The sequence below is a fragment of the Escherichia sp. MOD1-EC5495 genome (genome assembly GCF_002965965.1).
Taxonomy (GTDB): domain Bacteria; phylum Pseudomonadota; class Gammaproteobacteria; order Enterobacterales; family Enterobacteriaceae; genus Escherichia; species Escherichia ruysiae.
The window spans coordinates 24,217-41,070 of sequence record NZ_PTRI01000018.1; the positions used below are offsets into that span (position 1 = coordinate 24,217).

The window sequence follows — 16,854 nt, forward strand, 5'->3', positions numbered from 1 at the left end:
TGTTATTTAAGGAAATTAAATTCTGTAATGCAGAAAAAACGATGTCATCGACACAAGTGACGATGACATGTGATGACAATGTTTATCGCAAAAGAGCAATGAGGGAGTCGCGGCGGATCAGTTTTCCACTGAAAGTTTTCGGCGGTGAGAAATCCCCGCCATCGAGCATAAAAATCAGCCGTCCAATAATTTCCTGAATCATCTCAGTCACCGGAATTTTTACGCTGGAGAGCGCCGGGATCGTGTACGGCGCCATGGCGATATCATCAAATCCGATAACCGACACCTGCTCCGGCACCGCTACGCCGCGCTCGTGTAACGCTTTCATCGCACCTATCGCCATATCATCATTACTGGCGACTAACGCGCTAAATTTAGCCCCACGTTCGAGCAACGTTTCTACCCCTTCGGCTCCGCTGGCGGGCGTCCATTTACCGTTAGCGATAAGTTTTTCATTGAGCGCAATACCATGCTGCGCCAGCGCGTCTTTATATCCGGCAAGACGCTCAATGCTGGTGGGGGAATCCATCGAGCCGGTAAGGAAAGCAATCTCCTGATGTCCGGCGTTTATCAACTCTGCCACGGCGTTAAAGCTGGTCTGTTTATGATCGCACCAGACGCTATGGCTGCTGTTTTTGCGCAGGCGGCGATTGAGCACCATTATCGGCTGACTGTGGGCGTCAATGATGTCATCAATCTCATCCACGCTTAAAAAACGCGGGTAAATCATAATAGCGTCGCAGCGCAGATCCAGCAGATACTGAATCGCCTGGCGCTCTTCTTCGGCGCTGTGTTTACCATCAGCCAACAACAGTTGCCGCCCTTTCTCTTCCGCCATCCGCGCGGCATGAAACAGTAATTCACTAAAATAAATGCCGTGGTAAAGCGTGTTGGTCACTACCAGCCCCAGCGTCTGAGTACTCTTCGCCGACAGATTGCGCGCCAGCAAGTTAGGGCGGTAACCGCTCTCTTCCACCGCCTGAAACACGCGATCTTTCGTCTCCTGGCTGACGTAGCCATTACCTGAAAGCACGCGGGAAACGGTCGCTTTTGAAACCCCGGCGCGCTTCGCCACTTCCAGCATTGTCGTCATTGTTTTCATCCCTTTACACGCAGTCATCGCAGTTTACTGCACCGTTGGCTGGTTGTCCTTGCGCAATCAGCGGGAAAAATATTCAGGTGACCGGTTTCACAAATATAAAAAATGAACAATCAACTCTCTTGCTTATTAAATGACAACTATTCATGATTTTGTGAAACCGGTTTCTTATTTCCGTTTCAGCATCGGCATTTTCCCGTCACGTCGACTGATAACAACTACCTCTACCCTACTGATAACAGGATAAAATCCGATGGCCAAAAATTATGCGGCGCTGGCGCGCTCGGTGATAGCGGCACTGGGCGGCGTTGATAACATCTCGGCGGTCACGCACTGTATGACGCGTTTGCGCTTTGTTATCAAAGACGACCAGCTTATCGACAGCCCGACGTTAAAAACCATCTCCGGCGTGCTCGGCGTGGTACGTAGCGACAACCAGTGCCAGGTGATTATCGGCAATACGGTTTCGCAGGCTTTTCAGGAAGTCGTCAGCTTGTTACCTGGAAATATGCAGCCCCCGCAGCCCGTGGGTAAACCAAAGCTCACGCTACGTCGCATTGGTGCCGGGATCCTCGATGCGCTGATCGGCACCATGTCACCGCTGATCCCGGCGATTATCGGCGGATCGATGGTCAAACTGCTGGCGATGATCCTCGAAATGAGCGGCGTTCTGACAAAAGGATCGCCGACCTTAACCATTCTGACGGTGATTGGTGACGGTGCTTTCTTCTTCCTGCCGCTGATGGTCGCGGCTTCTGCCGCCATCAAATTTAAAACCAATATGTCGCTGGCGATTGCCATCGCGGGTGTACTGGTACATCCGAGTTTCATTGAGCTGATGGCGAAAGCGGCTCAGGGTGAACATGTTGAATTTGCCCTGATTCCGGTCACGGCGGTGAAATACACCTACACGGTGATCCCGGCACTGGTGATGACCTGGTGCCTGTCATATATCGAACGCTGGGTGGACAGCATTACGCCGGCAGTGACGAAAAACTTCCTCAAGCCGATGCTGATTGTGTTGATTGCCGCACCGCTGGCAATCCTGCTGATTGGCCCGATTGGTATCTGGATCGGTAGCGCCATTTCGGCGCTGGTTTACACCATTCATGGTTATCTGGGCTGGCTTTCTGTCGCCATTATGGGCGCGCTGTGGCCACTGCTGGTAATGACCGGGATGCACCGCGTCTTTACACCAACCATCATTCAGACCATTGCCGAAACCGGAAAAGAAGGGATGGTCATGCCGTCAGAAATCGGCGCTAACCTGTCGCTGGGCGGTTCATCGCTGGCGGTGGCGTGGAAAACGAAAAACCCGGAACTACGCCAGACGGCGCTGGCTGCGGCGGCATCAGCCATTATGGCGGGGATTTCCGAACCGGCGTTATACGGCGTGGCGATCCGTCTGAAACGTCCGCTTATCGCCAGTCTTATCAGCGGTTTTATTTGCGGCGCGGTTGCCGGTATGGCGGGGCTTGCCAGCCACTCAATGGCAGCGCCGGGGTTATTTACCAGCGTACAGTTCTTCGATCCGGCAAATCCAATGAGCATCGTCTGGGTGTTCGCCGTCATGGCACTGGCGGTCGTGCTGTCGTTTATCCTCACACTGTTGCTCGGCTTTGAGGATATCCCTGTTGAGGAAGCGGCTGCCGAGGCGCGAAAGCATCAGGGCGTACAACCGACCGTCGCCAAAGAAGTAAGTCTTAATTGAGGATGAAAATGTCTGTATTTCCGCAAGGTTTTTTATGGGGCGGCGCGCTTGCCGCCAACCAGTCTGAAGGCGCGTACCGTGAAGGCGGCAAAGGGCTGACCACGGTCGATATGATCCCGCACGGCGAGCATCGAATGACGGTGAAACTGGGGCTGGAAAAACGTTTTCAGTTGCGCGATGACGAGTTTTATCCCAGCCATGAGGCGACGGATTTTTATCATCGGTATAAAGAAGATATCGCCCTGATGGCAGAGATGGGATTCAAGGTTTTCCGTACCTCAATAGCCTGGAGCCGTCTCTTTCCGCAGGGCGATGAGCTGACACCCAACCAGCAAGGCATTGCTTTTTATCGTTCTGTCTTTGAAGAGTGTAAAAAGTACGGAATCGAACCGCTGGTCACGTTGTGTCACTTCGATGTGCCGATGCATCTGGTGACGGAATATGGCTCCTGGCGTAACCGTAAGCTGGTGGAGTTTTTCACTCGCTACGCCCGAACCTGTTTTGAAGCATTTGATGGTCTGGTGAAATACTGGCTAACCTTCAATGAAATCAACATTATGTTGCATAGCCCGTTCTCCGGCGCGGGTCTGGTGTTTGAAGAAGGGGAAAATCAGGATCAGGTGAAATATCAGGCTGCGCACCACCAGCTGGTTGCCAGTGCGTTAGCCACCAAAATCGCCCATGAGGTTAACCCGCAAAATCAGGTGGGCTGTATGCTGGCGGGCGGTAACTTCTACCCTTATAGCTGCAAGCCAGAAGATGTCTGGGCGGCGCTGGAGAAAGATCGCGAAAACCTGTTTTTTATCGATGTGCAGGCGCGGGGCGCGTATCCGGCTTACTCTGCCCGCGTATTCCGCGAAAAAGGGGTAACCATCGACAAAGCGCCTGGCGATGATGAGATCCTGAAAAATACCGTCGATTTTGTCTCCTTCAGCTATTACGCCTCGCGCTGCGCCTCGGCGGAGATGAACACCAACAACAGCAGTGCGGCGAACGTGGTGAAATCGCTGCGTAACCCGTATCTGCAAGTGAGCGACTGGGGCTGGGGTATTGATCCACTCGGTCTGCGCATCACCATGAACATGATGTACGACCGTTATCAGAAGCCGCTGTTTCTGGTGGAAAACGGCCTCGGCGCAAAAGATGAATTTGCTGCCAATGGTGAGATTAACGATGACTATCGCATCAGCTATCTACGCGAGCACATCCGCGCAATGGGCGAAGCGATTGCAGACGGCATTCCGCTGATGGGCTACACCACCTGGGGCTGTATTGATTTGGTTTCCGCCTCAACGGGTGAAATGAGCAAACGCTACGGTTTTGTCTATGTAGACCGTGACGATGCAGGTAACGGCACACTGGCGCGCACGCGTAAGAAATCGTTCTGGTGGTATAAAAAAGTGATTGCCAGTAACGGCGAAGATTTAGAGTAAGCAACCGTGCCGGATGCGGCGTGAACGCCTTATCCGGCCTACTCGTCGCACGAACTTTGTAGGCTCGATAAGCGCAGCGCATCGGGCAATTTAGCGTTTGCCATCAGTTCTGATTCACCCCATCAAGCACATCCCCCGTTATCAAACAACGCTGCGTCAGCGCCAAATCTTCCGTTTGCGGGTCGCGTCCAGCGATGGGTTTGAGAACGAGTTTACGGTTGGGAGTATAAGTAAAACGCGTGAGTGCAGGATAGCTTAACTTGCCAAACCAGCCATGAACACGCTGCCATTTGGCCTCTTTTACCTGATACAAACTGGTTAGCCAGTAACCGGAATCAAACTGCATATCCAGCAGCTGCGTGTGACCATTGCCTTGCAAATCCAGCAAATCATCAACGCCAGTTTTGCTTGCGGTGTAGAATCCCCAGGGTTCAAAGACACAGGGACGACCTTCGCGTGTGAACGTCAACAGGATTAAATGTGCATAAGGAGCCAGACCATTACCGGCACTGGGTAACCAGATAACCAGATCCTGAATGCCGTTACGATCAAGATCGACGCGATAGAGTTGCCCTTTGCCCGCTATGTTTGCCAGCATACCCACAGGCACTGTCCAGGATTTACCGGCGCGGTCTTTTGCGGTTAATTGCCAGTCATCCTCTTCATTTGGCATCTTCTCAAGCGTTACGCCAGCAACGCCCACTTTTCTAAAATGCCAGTTTTGCTCGGTATAATAAGGCATGGTCAGGAGAGGTTTCAGCGCCCGCTTTTGTGCGTATTCGCTGTCACTCATCGGCAGATACTCGGTAAAGCTGGTGGCCTGCGCTGGCAACACTAAGCTCAATAAAAAAGCGCACATCCCTGTCCTGATTTTCAATTCCCTGAATTCCTTGCTGAAAAACTACTCTTCTTCCACCGCTAACTGCGCGAATCCGCCGTTCCCTTCCCAACCTTCCAGCCGTTGATAAACGGTTTCTACCGCATCTTTAATCGGCTGGGTCATCGGGTAGTAAAAGCCAACGATGTCCGGCTGGATACCGAGGAAAATCACCTCACCAATGTCTTCTTTCAACTGGTCGATAAGGTAGTTCAGCGGCATGTTATGGGTGGTCATCATAAACATCTCGGCGATATCATCCGGGTCGATGATGCGGATCTCGCCGGGGTTTAGCCCCATATCAGTGGCATCGACAATAAGCAGTCGTGTCGGGCGCAGTTCGCGGATAGCGACGATATCGTTTTCCGGTGCACTACCGCCGTCAATCACCACCCAGTTACCTTTCGGCGCGGCGGCGCACTTTTCCGCCAGCAGCGGACCTGCGCCATCATCGCCCATCATGCTATTGCCAACACAGAGTAAAACGTCAGTCACGCAATCTCCTCACCATCAAATAGATGGCGTTTTCCTGATGAATATCATGCAGCATACTTAACAGCATTGTACTCCATTCCTTCTGCTGCGAAGTTTGCGCTGCCCGGGCTTTATCGAATGCGTTGGCCAGCATCGGCACATGGTTAATGTCGATGACGATCTCACCATATTTCGGCACGCCTTCCATTTTGCGGCGGGCTTCGCTGCCCGCCTCCAGAGTGGCAATCCATGCCAGATATTCATCCCACGGGCAGGTGAGCGCCGCTTCCAGGCAATCGATAACCCCAAGGTGGTGACCAATCGCCAGGCTGTAATAGACCACCTGCTGCGCCTCGGCGGGCGTGGCATCGTTCTCATCAATAAATTTACGGCTCAGTTGACTGAACACCACCTTTTCACTCATCGGATACGCGCCTCTTCAACAACATGATTCAGATGGCTGACAATCTCGTTCAGACGCGGATCGTTTTCCGCTTCCAGCCAGCGTGCAACCTGCTCTTCACCCTGCCCTAATTGCGTCAGGAAATCATCGGCAATCTGGCGACCGTAACGGTAACCCGCCAGGCGGCGCGCTTCGCGATCCACTTTCACACGCAGCGGCTGCACCATATCGCCATGCAGAATTTCTGCCGGTTGTTCATCCTGCTCACCCGGCCCACGGGCGTGGATTTTCTGCTCCAGCAGGCCGAGCGCCATCGCAAAGCCGTACAGCGTGGCGGCAGGCGTTGGCGGGCAGCCAGGAATGTACACATCCACCGGGACAATTTTGTCGGTTCCGCCCCACACGCAGTAGAGATCGTGGAAGATCCCGCCGCTGTTACCACAGGCACCGTAGGAGATACAGATTTTAGGGTCCGGCGCGGACTGCCACGCACGCAGCGCAGGGGATCGCATTGCACGGGTGACCGCGCCGGTAAACAGTAAAATATCCGCATGACGCGGGGACGGAACGACTTTAATACCGAAGCGTTCTGCATCGAACAGCGGCGAAAGCGTGGCGAAAATTTCGATTTCGCAGCCGTTGCAGCCGCCGCAGTCCACGCGGTAAACGTAGGCAGAACGTTTGATTTTTTTCAGTAACGACGCCTTCATGCTGGCGATGGATTCATCCACCGTCATTGGGACCGGAATGCCGTTGGCGTCACGGGGGCCTAATAAATTGCTCATCAGATGGCCTCTTTCATATGGCGAGTCAGTTCAATACGGTCGGACGGCACCAGGCATTTCTGGCGCTTACATTCCGGGCAAGTCTCAAAGCTTTCGCGGTGGTTTTCCGCGCGGCTGTCACCGTTGTGCTTAAGCAGCGCAATGGCGTAGTCGATCTCTTTCTGGACGGCGAAAGGACGATTGCAGACGCGGCAGTTGCACAACGCGAAGCGGGACTGTTGCAGGAAGTCTTCTTTCTTCCACACCGCCAGTTCGTACTCTTGCGACAGTTTGATCGCCGCCGTCGGGCAAACTTCTTCGCAACGTCCACAGAAGATGCAGCGCCCAAGATTGAACTCCCACGCCAGCTCACCGGTGGCGAGGTCGGTTTCAACCGTTAAGGCGTTTGACGGGCAGGCATTGACGCAGGCCGCGCAGCCAATGCACTGCTGCGGGTTCTGCTCTGGCTTACCACGGAAGTTTTTATCAACCGCAATCGGCTCCAGCGGATAAGACGAGGTCGCCGTGCCGGTTTTGATGACTTTTTTGATAAAGGTAAACATGGCGATTCCTTATTTCAGCGGCGAGTTTTTACGCTCAATGCTGTAACGCTCGAGTTCTTTGTACGGCACCACTTTGCTCTTCTTCTTACGCACATCGACCACGGTCATGCGGTCGGTACAGGAGTAGCAAGGGTCGAGGCTACCGATAATCAGCGGCGCATCGGAAACAGTGTTGCCGCGCAGCATGTAGCGCAGGGTCGGCCAGTTCGCGTAGGTCGCGGCACGGCAGCGCCAGCGGTACAGCTTCTGGTTGTCGCCGGTCATGCTCCAGTGGATATCATCGCCACGCGGCGCTTCAGCAAAGCCCAACGCAAAACGGTGTGGAATGTAGGTGAATCCTTCCACCGCCAGCGGACCGCCTGGCAGGTTGTCCAGGCCGTAGTCAATCATATTGAGTGAGGTAAAGACTTCGTTAATACGCACTTTCAGGCGCGAAATAACGTCGCAGCCCTGCTCGCTGTGAACTTCCATCGGCAGCAGACCATAACCAACAAACGGGTGATCGGCACGGGTATCACGAGCGTGGCCGCTGGCGCGAACCATCGGGCCGACGTTACTGAAATCGCGGGCGATTTCCGGGTCGAGGCGACCAATGCCGACGGTGCGCTGTTCCATGTTTGGCGTACTCAGCAGCACATCCACCAGTTCCCGCACTTCACGACGCATTTGCTGCGCCAGTTGACGGGTCTGGATCATGTCATCTTTCAGCAGATCGCGACGAATCCCGCCGATCAAGTTCAGGCCGTAAGTTTTACGCGCCCCGGTGAGGATCTCCGCCATTTTCATGGAGGATTCGCGCACGCGGAAGAACTGCATAAAGCCGGAGTCAAAGCCGGTAAAGTGACAGGCGAGGCCGAGGTTGAGCAGATGCGAATGCAGGCGTTCCACCTCCAGCAGAATGGCGCGGATCATCTGCGCACGTTCTGGCACCTGAATACCCATCGCGTTTTCCACCGACGTGGTGTAGGCGGTGCTGTGAGCAAAGCCGCAGATCCCGCACACACGGTCAGAGAGGAAGGTCACTTCGTTGTAACCCATACGGGTTTCCGCCAGTTTTTCCATGCCGCGATGGACGTAGAACAGGCGGTAGTCGGCGTCGATAATGTTTTCGCCATCGACGAACAGACGGAAGTGACCCGGTTCGTCAGAAGTGACATGCAGCGGACCAATCGGCACAACGTTGTTTTTCTTGTCGCCCAGTTCGTTGATGAACTCGTAGGTTTCAGCATCGGTGGTCGGTGCCGGGCGCTGACGGTAATCCATGCTGTCTTTACGCAGCGGGTAGAGTTCATCCGGCCAGTCATCCGGCAGCACCAGACGACGCTCATCCGGCAGACCAACCGGAATCAAACCGTACATATCGCGCACTTCGCGCTCGCCCCAGACCGCCGCCGGAACGCGCGGCGTCACGGACGGATATTCCGGTTTGTTGGCGTCAACTTCGACGCGAACCGTGATCCAGCACTTCGTGCCCTTCTCCATCGACAGCACGTAGTAAACAGCGTAATGACCATTCAGTTTGCGTTCATCGTTACCAAACAGCACCGACAGCCAGCCACCCTGTTTGTAGTAGAGGAACTCCACCACTTCCGGTAGATAGTTCACCTTTACGGTAACGGTCAGCTGATCTTTGGTCTGCCAGGCGTGATCCAGCACGACGCCCGGAAATGCCTCATTCAGCGCGGCGAGATAATGTTGACCTAATTTTTCTTCAGACATGCTCATACTCTCTTTAATCACGCCGCCAGCAAGGAGACGAACGCTAAAAATGCAAAGCCAAACCCAGCCCAGGTAATGCGCGGAGTAATATCAAGACGCAGACGGGCCATACTGTTTTCGAACAGCGCGATAACCAGGACGCCGACCACCAGTTTGACGATGGCAATCACCAGCGCCAGCACCAGCCCACCGACGGTGAAGGTTTCCATTTGTCCCCACGGAATAAACACCCCGACGAACATCTGCAACACCACCAGCTGTTTCAGGCTGATACCCCATTTCATGACGCCAAAGCCGCTGCCGCTGTATTCAGAGAGCGGACCTTCCTGCAACTCCTGCTCGGCTTCCGCAAGGTCGAACGGCAGTTTGCCCATTTCGATAAAGGTGGCGAACGCACAGGCACAGAGCGCCAGCACCAGCGGGATGCTCTGGCTCAGAGGCCAGTGATAAACGGTGTCGGTGATGTTGCTGATGTTGGTGGAACCGGCAACCTGCGCCGCAACCCACAGACCAAGCAGCAGCATCGGTTCGACCAGCACGCCAAGCATCGCTTCACGACTCGCGCCGATAGCGGTAAACGGGCTACCGGTATCCAGACCGGAAATGGCAAAGAAGAAACGCGCGATGGCGAAGAGATACAGTAAGGTGATCAAATCACCCAGTTGCGGCAGCGGAGAACCGACGGTCACCACCGGCAGCGCAGTAGCGATAGTCAACATTACGCCCACCATCACATACGGCGTCAGGCGGAACACCCAGCCGGAGGCATCCGGGCCAACGCTCTGGCGACCCAGCAGTTTGATAATGTCGCGATACTCCTGCAACACGCCCGGCCCGCGACGGTTATGCAGACGGGCGCGCGCCACGCGGGTAATACCGGAGAGCAGCGGCGCAACGGCAAATAACACCAGCGCCTGAATTAACGGATATAAAACACTCATTCTCAGGCTCCTCGTGAAACAATAATCACCACCAGTACCGCCAGTTCAACCAGCGCCATCCGGCGGAACAGCAACGCACTCCCCTCGCACTGCCAGCCCGGCACCAGCGACACCGGATTCAGCACTTTGCGCAGTTTCAGCACCGGCGCAAACGCCTGTTTCACCGGCATGGCAAAACCGTGAGCGGTAATCACCATTGATTTTTCGTGGTCGTAGCCGCACACCCAGGCTGCGCCACGGGAACGTGACGGCAGACGGTCGCCTTTGCAAATCGCCATAATGATGAATGGCAGCAGCGGGCAGGCAATCAGCAGCAGGGTGATCATTGGTTGAGAAACGGTGGTGTTAGCAGGCTCCAGCGGCAGAGGTACAGCAGCAGAGAGCATCGGCAGTAGCCACGGCGCAGCAACACCGCCAATTACGCAGCAAATCGCCAGTGCCACTACGCTTACGCTCATCAGGAGCGGCGCACAGGTGGCGTTTTCGGCTTCTTTGGTACGCGGCGCGCCAAGGAACGTAACGCCATAGACTTTCGCCATACACATCACCGCCAGCGCACCAGTAATTGCCAGACCCACGGCGAGCAGCGGCCCCAGCAGACGGGCAACGAAGGTGCCGCTATTGCTCAGTTTGAAGAAGGATTGATAAATAACCCATTCCCCGGCAAACCCGTTCAGCGGCGGCAGCGCAGCCATTGCCATCAGCCCGACTAACATGGCGATGGAGATAACCGGCATTTTCTTGCCAATGCCGCCGAGTTTTTCGATATCGCGATGACCAGTACGGAACCAGACGCTACCCGCACCGAGGAACAGTACGCTTTTGAACAGGCTATGGTTAAGAAGATGGTACAGACCACCGACCAGGCCAAGAGCAATCAGCGCCGGTTGTTCGAGCGCGATACCCGTTACGCCAGCGCCCAGCCCCAGCAGGATAATGCCGATATTTTCCAGGGTGTGGTAAGCCAGCAGACGCTGGATGTTGTGTTCCATCAGCGCATACAGACCACCGACGAACGCGGTGATCATGCCGAGCACCAGCAGCGCAATTCCCCACCACAGCGGCGCATTACCGCCCAGCAGCGACAGGGTTAAAATGCCCAGCAGGCCGATTTTCATCACCACCGTAGAAAACAGCGCCGCAGCAGGAGCTGAAGCGTTAGCATGAGCCTGCGGCACCCAGCCGTGCAGCGGGATAATCCCGGCCAGCAGGCCAAAGCCAATCACACCGAGCAGCCAGATATCGGAACCGAGCGGCAGTTGTTGTACGCGCATATCCAGCAGGCGCAGATCCAGCGTGCCGTAACGCTGCCAGACCAGCCAGCAGGATATCGCCAGCAGCAAAGTACCGAGGCGCCCCAGCACAAACCACAGTTTGCCCTCTTTGCTGTTGCTGGTGAGAAACACCGCGCACAGGGCCATGATTTCAGCCATTACCACTAACATGCCCAGATTGCTGGCGATAACGGCGCACACGGCGGCAGCCATCAGCATATTGATCTGCAAACCGTTGCATTTCACCTGCGCGTGGCGATGCCAGTCAATGTTGTAGAGGCTGACAAACAGGCCGCACAGGCCGAGGGTAATCAACCAAATCGCGTTAAGCGGGGAGATTTGGATATCAAAACTCACCAGTGACAGCGTACCGCTCACGCCGACCGCCCCCGTCAGCACGGTGAAACCTGCTGCTGCCGTGTACACGCTACCAACCGCGCCGCCAATCCCGGCGACCCAGCCGCTTAGCGCCTTATGAAAAGAAAAGAGAAATGCCAGAACAGCGGCAGCGACAAACCACGCAACGCCGCTATTGATCAGGGAAATTGCGCTCATTTAGCCTCTCCACTTTGAGCCTGCTGAAACAAGGTGAGATCGCCAAAATCGGTGTTAAAAGTCAGCTCACGCTTACGTATGCTGACGCGGGCGATATCGGTGTTATCCACCAGATGCAGGGCTTTAGTTGGGCACATCCGCACGCAAGCTGGACCTTGTTCATCAAAGCTACAAAGGTCACATTTGACGGCGATCGCACGAATGCCCGGCCCCCAGTCAAGCAATGTGCTGACACGCGCCGGAGCAGGCGGTGCCGGTGGCGCTTTCGGGGTATTGGCGTTTGCCGGAATATCCAGCGGACGGCTCCCGGAAAATTCAATTGCGCCAAACGGGCAGGCGATGCCGCACAGTTTGCAGCTTACGCACAGGCTTTCATTCAACTGCACGGCACCATCAACGCGCTCGATGGCATTAACCGGACAGACCACCGCACAAGGCGCATCTTCACAGTGGTGACAGAGCTGCGGTGCAGATTCTTTTTCATTTAGCATCACTCGCAGGCGCGGCATGGATTGCAGGCCGTGCTGGCGATGCGTCTCTGAACAGGCGGCCTCACAGGTGTGGCAGCCGATACAGAGCGTGGAGTCAGCAATTACAAAACGATTCACCAGGCATTCCTCAGGTGATTGTCATTTTTGACGAAAACATGCCGATGAAATGTCATTTTCGACACTCATCGACACGCCCATCCCCAAACAGGCATGACGCCTGCAAAACGGGCAAAGCCTCAGCTCATGCTGCCGAGCTTTGTCCCTCTACCAGTTGGCTTAAATTCACCGGGGTATTGTTTTCAATGGCGGTGTATAAGCTGTCGTAAACGCCGGCGATTTTTTCGAGATAGTGTTCCAGCACTTGTTCGCGATTACGTATGTTGACCTTGCCATCAATCATGCCGTCACTGCTCAACTGAGCCAGTGCAATCCGCTGCTTATCTTCGCCGTCTTTCGTTTCAACGTAGTACTCGATGGTATGGCTGTTAAAACCATCCGCCAGGGTGACGTAAATTCGAAAATGTTCAAAAAGAACGAAACAGAGCTCTTTATCTGGCGCGCAGCTCATCGCGTGATGCAAACGCGCTTTTGATAACGTGATCCCCTGAACCAGCGAATTGCAATAGATATGCCACTGGTCCTGTAGGCGACGATGCCGCTGTGCGATGTAATCGGCTTTCTCGCTTATTTCCCAAATAGTCATTGTCAGGTTACCCGTTTAACAGAGATGCCTGCCCTTAAGCATTTTCTGTGCCAATTTTTAATTCATTGTTATTTAGGTGATTTTTATGATTTCACTGAATTTCGACGCCGTGTCGACGTGTCATTTCGACATCATCGACATTATTCACCGCAGGGATAATCAATACTGGCACAATTATTGCTTATAGCTGGCAATAGTTAATGGGAGGCGATATGCACGAAATAACCCTCTGCCAACGGGCACTGGAATTGATCGAACAACAGGCCGCAAAGCACGGCGCAAAACGCGTAACTGGGGTCTGGCTCAAAATTGGCGCATTTTCTTGTGTCGAAACCAGCTCTCTTGCCTTTTGTTTTGATCTGGTTTGCCGTGGCAGCGTGGCGGAAGGTTGTAAACTGCACCTCGAAGAACAAGAGGCCGAATGCTGGTGTGAAACATGCCAACAGTATGTGACGCTACTGACCCAGCGCGTCCGCCGCTGCCCACAGTGTCATGGCGACATGCTGCGCATTGTGGCAGACGACGGTTTACAGATTCGGCGGATAGAAATAGACCAGGAGTGAGCGATGTGTACAACATGCGGTTGCGGTGAAGGCAACCTGTATATCGAGGGTGATGAACATAACCCTCATTCCGCGTTTCGTAGCGCGCCTTTTGCCCCGGCAGCACGCCCGAAGATGAAAATCACCGGTATTAAAGCGCCTGAATTTACCCCCAGCCAGACCGAAGAAGGCGACCTGCATTACGGTCATGGTGAAGCAGGCACACACGCGCCGGGCATGAGCCAGCGCCGGATGCTGGAAGTCGAAATTGACGTACTGGACAAAAATAATCGCCTGGCTGAACGTAACCGCGCGCGTTTTGCTGCCCGTAATCAACTGGTGCTCAACCTGGTATCCAGCCCCGGTTCCGGTAAAACCACGCTGCTGACTGAAACCTTAATGCGCCTGAAAGACAGCGTTCCATGCGCGGTAATTGAAGGCGATCAGCAAACCGTAAACGATGCCGCACGTATTCGCGCTACCGGTACGCCAGCAATTCAGGTGAACACCGGTAAAGGCTGCCATCTCGATGCACAGATGATCGCCGACGCCGCGCCGCGCCTGCCACTGGACGATAACGGTATTCTGTTTATCGAAAACGTTGGCAACCTGGTGTGCCCGGCCAGCTTCGATCTGGGTGAGAAACATAAAGTGGCGGTGCTTTCCGTTACCGAAGGCGAAGACAAGCCGCTGAAATATCCGCATATGTTTGCCGCCGCCTCGCTGATGCTACTCAACAAAGTTGACCTGCTGCCGTATCTCAATTTCGACGTTGAGAAATGCATCGCCTGCGCCCGCGAAGTCAATCCAGAAATTGAAATCATCCTCATTTCTGCCACCAGCGGCGAAGGGATGGATCAGTGGCTGAACTGGCTGGAGACACAGCGATGTGCATAGGCGTTCCCGGCCAGATTCGCACCATTGACGGCAACCAGGCGAAAGTCGACGTCTGCGGCATTCAGCGCGATGTCGATTTAACGTTAGTCGGCAGCTGCGATGAAAACGGTCAGCCGCGCGTGGGTCAGTGGGTACTGGTTCACGTTGGCTTTGCCATGAGCGTAATTAATGAAGCCGAAGCGCGCGACACCCTCGACGCCTTACAAAATATGTTTGACGTTGAGCCGGATGTCGGTGCGCTGCTGTATGGCGAGGAAAAATAATGCGTTTTGTTGATGAATATCGCGCGCCGGAACAGGTGATGCAGTTAATTGAGCATCTGCGCGAACGTGCTTCACACCTCTCTTACACCGCCGAACGCCCTCTGCGTATTATGGAAGTGTGCGGCGGTCATACCCACGCCATTTTTAAATTCGGCCTCGATCAGTTACTGCCAGAAAACGTTGAGTTTATCCACGGTCCGGGCTGCCCGGTGTGCGTACTGCCGATGGGCAGAATCGACACCTGCGTGGAAATTGCCAGCCATCCGGAAGTGATTTTCTGTACCTTTGGCGACGCCATGCGCGTACCAGGAAAACAGGAGTCACTGTTGCAGGCAAAAGCACGCGGTGCCGATGTGCGCATCGTCTACTCGCCAATGGATGCGTTGAAACTGGCGCAGGAGAACCCAACCCGCAAAGTGGTGTTCTTCGGCTTAGGGTTTGAAACCACCATGCCGACCACCGCCATCACCCTGCAACAGGCGAAAGCCCGCGATGTGCAGAACTTTTACTTCTTCTGCCAGCACATTACGCTTATCCCCACGCTGCGCAGTTTGCTGGAACAACCGGACAATGGCATTGATGCGTTCCTCGCGCCGGGTCACGTCAGTATGGTTATCGGCACCGACGCCTATAATTTTATCGCCAGCGATTTTAATCGTCCGCTGGTGGTCGCTGGTTTCGAACCACTTGATCTACTACAAGGCGTGGTGATGCTGGTAGAGCAGAAAATAGCGGCCCACAGCAAAGTAGAGAATCAGTACCGTAGGGTGGTGCCTGACGCAGGTAACCTGCTGGCGCAACAGGCGATAGCCGACGTGTTCTGTGTTAACGGCGATAGCGAATGGCGTGGCCTTGGGGTGATCGAATCATCTGGCGTGCATCTGACGCCGGATTATCAGCGATTTGACGCTGAAGCGCATTTCCGCCCGGCACCGCAGCAGGTTTGCGATGATCCACGCGCGCGCTGTGGCGAAGTATTGACGGGCAAATGTAAGCCGCATCAATGCCCGCTGTTTGGTAACACCTGTAATCCTCAAACCGCATTCGGCGCGCTGATGGTCTCCTCTGAAGGAGCGTGCGCCGCGTGGTATCAGTATCGTCAGCAGGAGAGTGAAGCGTGAATAATATCCAACTCGCCCACGGCAGCGGCGGCCAGGCGATGCAGCAATTAATCAACAGCCTGTTTATGGAAGCCTTTGCGAATCCGTGGCTGGCTGAGCAGGAAGATCAAGCGCGTCTTGATCTGGCGCAACTGGTGGCGGAAGGCGACCGTCTGGCCTTTTCCACCGACAGCTACGTCATTGACCCGCTATTCTTTCCTGGTGGCAATATTGGCAAGCTGGCGATTTGCGGCACGGCGAATGACGTGGCGGTCAGCGGTGCAATTCCACGCTATCTCTCCTGTGGATTTATCCTTGAAGAAGGATTGCCGATGGAGACGCTGAAAGCAGTGGTCACCAGCATGGCTGAAACTGCCCGTGCGGCTGGCATCGCCATCGTTACTGGCGATACAAAAGTGGTGCAGCGTGGAGCGGCAGATAAACTGTTTATCAACACCGCAGGCATGGGCGCGATCCCGACAAATATTCACTGGGGCGCACAAACCCTGACCGCAGGCGATGTATTGCTGGTTAGCGGTACACTCGGCGACCACGGTGCGACTATCCTTAACTTGCGCGAACAACTGGGGCTGGATGGCGAACTGATCAGCGACTGCGCGGTGCTGACGCCGCTGATTCAGACGCTGCGAGACATTCCCGGCGTGAAGGCGCTGCGCGATGCCACGCGCGGTGGGGTGAACGCGGTGGTTCATGAGTTCGCGGCAGCCTGCGGTTGCGGTATTGAGCTTTCAGAAGCTGCGCTACCGGTTAAACCTGCTGTGCGCGGCGTTTGTGAGCTGCTGGGGCTGGACGCCCTCAACTTTGCCAATGAAGGTAAGCTGGTGATTGCCGTAGAGCGTAATGCGGCTGAGCAAGTGTTGGCGGCGCTGCATTCCCATCCACTAGGACAGGATGCAGCGTTAATTGGCGAAGTGGTGGAGCGTAAAGGTGTTCGTCTCGCAGGGCTTTATGGCGTGAAACGAACTCTCGATCTACCTCACGCCGAACCGCTGCCTCGTATATGCTAATAAAAATCTAAAGCTCC

General features: G+C 54.7%; 18 protein-coding genes. 7 read left to right on the forward strand and 11 right to left on the reverse strand.

Annotated elements, in window-relative coordinates; genetic code table 11:
- Nucleotides 1–82 precede the first annotated feature (82 nt).
- A complete protein-coding gene (gene ascG, locus BEG40_RS15320; protein ID WP_021551276.1) occupies nt 83–1,093 on the reverse strand; it encodes a DNA-binding transcriptional regulator AscG in 1,011 nt (336 codons plus the stop codon).
- 259 nt (nt 1,094–1,352) lie between these two features.
- On the opposite strand from ascG, the gene ascF reads away from it, so the two are divergent.
- Both ascF and ascB read left to right on the forward strand, forming a co-directional pair.
- Entirely contained in the window at nt 1,353–2,810 is a 1,458-nt protein-coding gene (gene ascF, locus BEG40_RS15325; protein ID WP_105285686.1) for a PTS cellobiose/arbutin/salicin transporter subunit IIBC, read from the forward strand.
- Nucleotides 2,811–2,818: 8 nt separating this feature from the next.
- On the forward strand, nt 2,819–4,243 hold the full coding sequence (gene ascB, locus BEG40_RS15330) for a 6-phospho-beta-glucosidase AscB (protein ID WP_105285707.1): 1,425 nt from the start codon (nt 2,819–2,821) through the stop codon (nt 4,241–4,243).
- A gap of 103 nt (nt 4,244–4,346) precedes the next feature.
- Here the strand turns inward: ascB and BEG40_RS15335 are convergent, their stop codons facing one another.
- From BEG40_RS15335 to hycA, 10 genes are all read right to left on the reverse strand, one after another.
- Nucleotides 4,347–5,102, reverse strand: coding sequence for a hypothetical protein (locus tag BEG40_RS15335; protein WP_105285687.1), 756 nt, complete (start codon nt 5,100–5,102; stop codon nt 4,347–4,349).
- Between the two features lie 42 nt (nt 5,103–5,144).
- Nucleotides 5,145–5,615 carry a hydrogenase maturation peptidase HycI gene (gene hycI / locus BEG40_RS15340; RefSeq protein ID WP_000132961.1) on the reverse strand — a complete coding sequence of 157 codons (471 nt, stop codon included), beginning with the start codon at nt 5,613–5,615 and terminating at the stop codon, nt 5,145–5,147.
- Nucleotides 5,608–6,018, reverse strand: a complete 411-nt coding sequence (gene hycH, locus BEG40_RS15345; protein WP_001291918.1) for a formate hydrogenlyase assembly protein HycH — start codon at nt 6,016–6,018, stop codon at nt 5,608–5,610. The genes hycI and hycH overlap by 8 nt, the downstream gene beginning before the upstream one ends.
- The gene (gene hycG / locus BEG40_RS15350) at nt 6,015–6,782 is read right to left on the reverse strand and encodes a formate hydrogenlyase subunit HycG (RefSeq protein WP_000067399.1); all 768 of its coding nucleotides are present in this window, start codon (nt 6,780–6,782) and stop codon (nt 6,015–6,017) included. The genes hycH and hycG overlap by 4 nt, the downstream gene beginning before the upstream one ends.
- A complete protein-coding gene (gene hycF / locus BEG40_RS15355) occupies nt 6,782–7,324 on the reverse strand; it encodes a formate hydrogenlyase subunit HycF (RefSeq protein ID WP_000493785.1) in 543 nt (180 codons plus the stop codon). The genes hycG and hycF overlap by 1 nt, the downstream gene beginning before the upstream one ends.
- A gap of 9 nt (nt 7,325–7,333) precedes the next feature.
- A complete protein-coding gene (gene hycE / locus BEG40_RS15360; RefSeq protein WP_016159605.1) occupies nt 7,334–9,043 on the reverse strand; it encodes a formate hydrogenlyase subunit HycE in 1,710 nt (569 codons plus the stop codon).
- A gap of 17 nt (nt 9,044–9,060) precedes the next feature.
- On the reverse strand, nt 9,061–9,984 hold the full coding sequence (gene hycD, locus BEG40_RS15365; protein ID WP_105285688.1) for a formate hydrogenlyase subunit HycD: 924 nt from the start codon (nt 9,982–9,984) through the stop codon (nt 9,061–9,063).
- A gap of 2 nt (nt 9,985–9,986) precedes the next feature.
- On the reverse strand, nt 9,987–11,813 hold the full coding sequence (gene hycC, locus BEG40_RS15370) for a formate hydrogenlyase subunit 3 (RefSeq protein ID WP_105285689.1): 1,827 nt from the start codon (nt 11,811–11,813) through the stop codon (nt 9,987–9,989).
- A complete protein-coding gene (hycB, locus tag BEG40_RS15375; protein WP_105285690.1) occupies nt 11,810–12,421 on the reverse strand; it encodes a formate hydrogenlyase subunit HycB in 612 nt (203 codons plus the stop codon). Before hycB ends, hycC begins: the two co-directional genes overlap by 4 nt.
- A 124-nt stretch (nt 12,422–12,545) precedes the next feature.
- Entirely contained in the window at nt 12,546–13,007 is a 462-nt protein-coding gene (hycA, locus tag BEG40_RS15380) for a formate hydrogenlyase regulator HycA (RefSeq protein ID WP_000158052.1), read from the reverse strand.
- Nucleotides 13,008–13,219: 212 nt separating this feature from the next.
- Between hycA and hypA the strand changes: the two genes are divergently transcribed.
- The 5 genes from hypA to hypE are packed head-to-tail and all read left to right on the forward strand — an operon-like array spanning nt 13,220 to nt 16,837.
- A complete protein-coding gene (gene hypA, locus BEG40_RS15385) occupies nt 13,220–13,570 on the forward strand; it encodes a hydrogenase maturation nickel metallochaperone HypA (RefSeq protein WP_001516945.1) in 351 nt (116 codons plus the stop codon).
- 3 nt (nt 13,571–13,573) lie between these two features.
- The gene (gene hypB, locus BEG40_RS15390) at nt 13,574–14,446 is read left to right on the forward strand and encodes a hydrogenase nickel incorporation protein HypB (protein WP_000337678.1); all 873 of its coding nucleotides are present in this window, start codon (nt 13,574–13,576) and stop codon (nt 14,444–14,446) included.
- Nucleotides 14,437–14,709, forward strand: a complete 273-nt coding sequence (gene hypC, locus BEG40_RS15395) for a hydrogenase 3 maturation protein HypC (protein WP_000334881.1) — start codon at nt 14,437–14,439, stop codon at nt 14,707–14,709. The genes hypB and hypC overlap by 10 nt, the downstream gene beginning before the upstream one ends.
- Nucleotides 14,709–15,830: a hydrogenase formation protein HypD gene (gene hypD, locus BEG40_RS15400; protein ID WP_105285691.1), complete on the forward strand. Its 1,122-nt coding sequence runs from the start codon at nt 14,709–14,711 to the stop codon at nt 15,828–15,830. The genes hypC and hypD overlap by 1 nt, the downstream gene beginning before the upstream one ends.
- Complete coding sequence (gene hypE, locus BEG40_RS15405) at nt 15,827–16,837, forward strand: hydrogenase maturation carbamoyl dehydratase HypE (RefSeq protein WP_001059920.1); 1,011 nt, start codon at nt 15,827–15,829, stop codon at nt 16,835–16,837. The genes hypD and hypE overlap by 4 nt, the downstream gene beginning before the upstream one ends.
- Nucleotides 16,838–16,854: the final 17 nt, after the last annotated feature.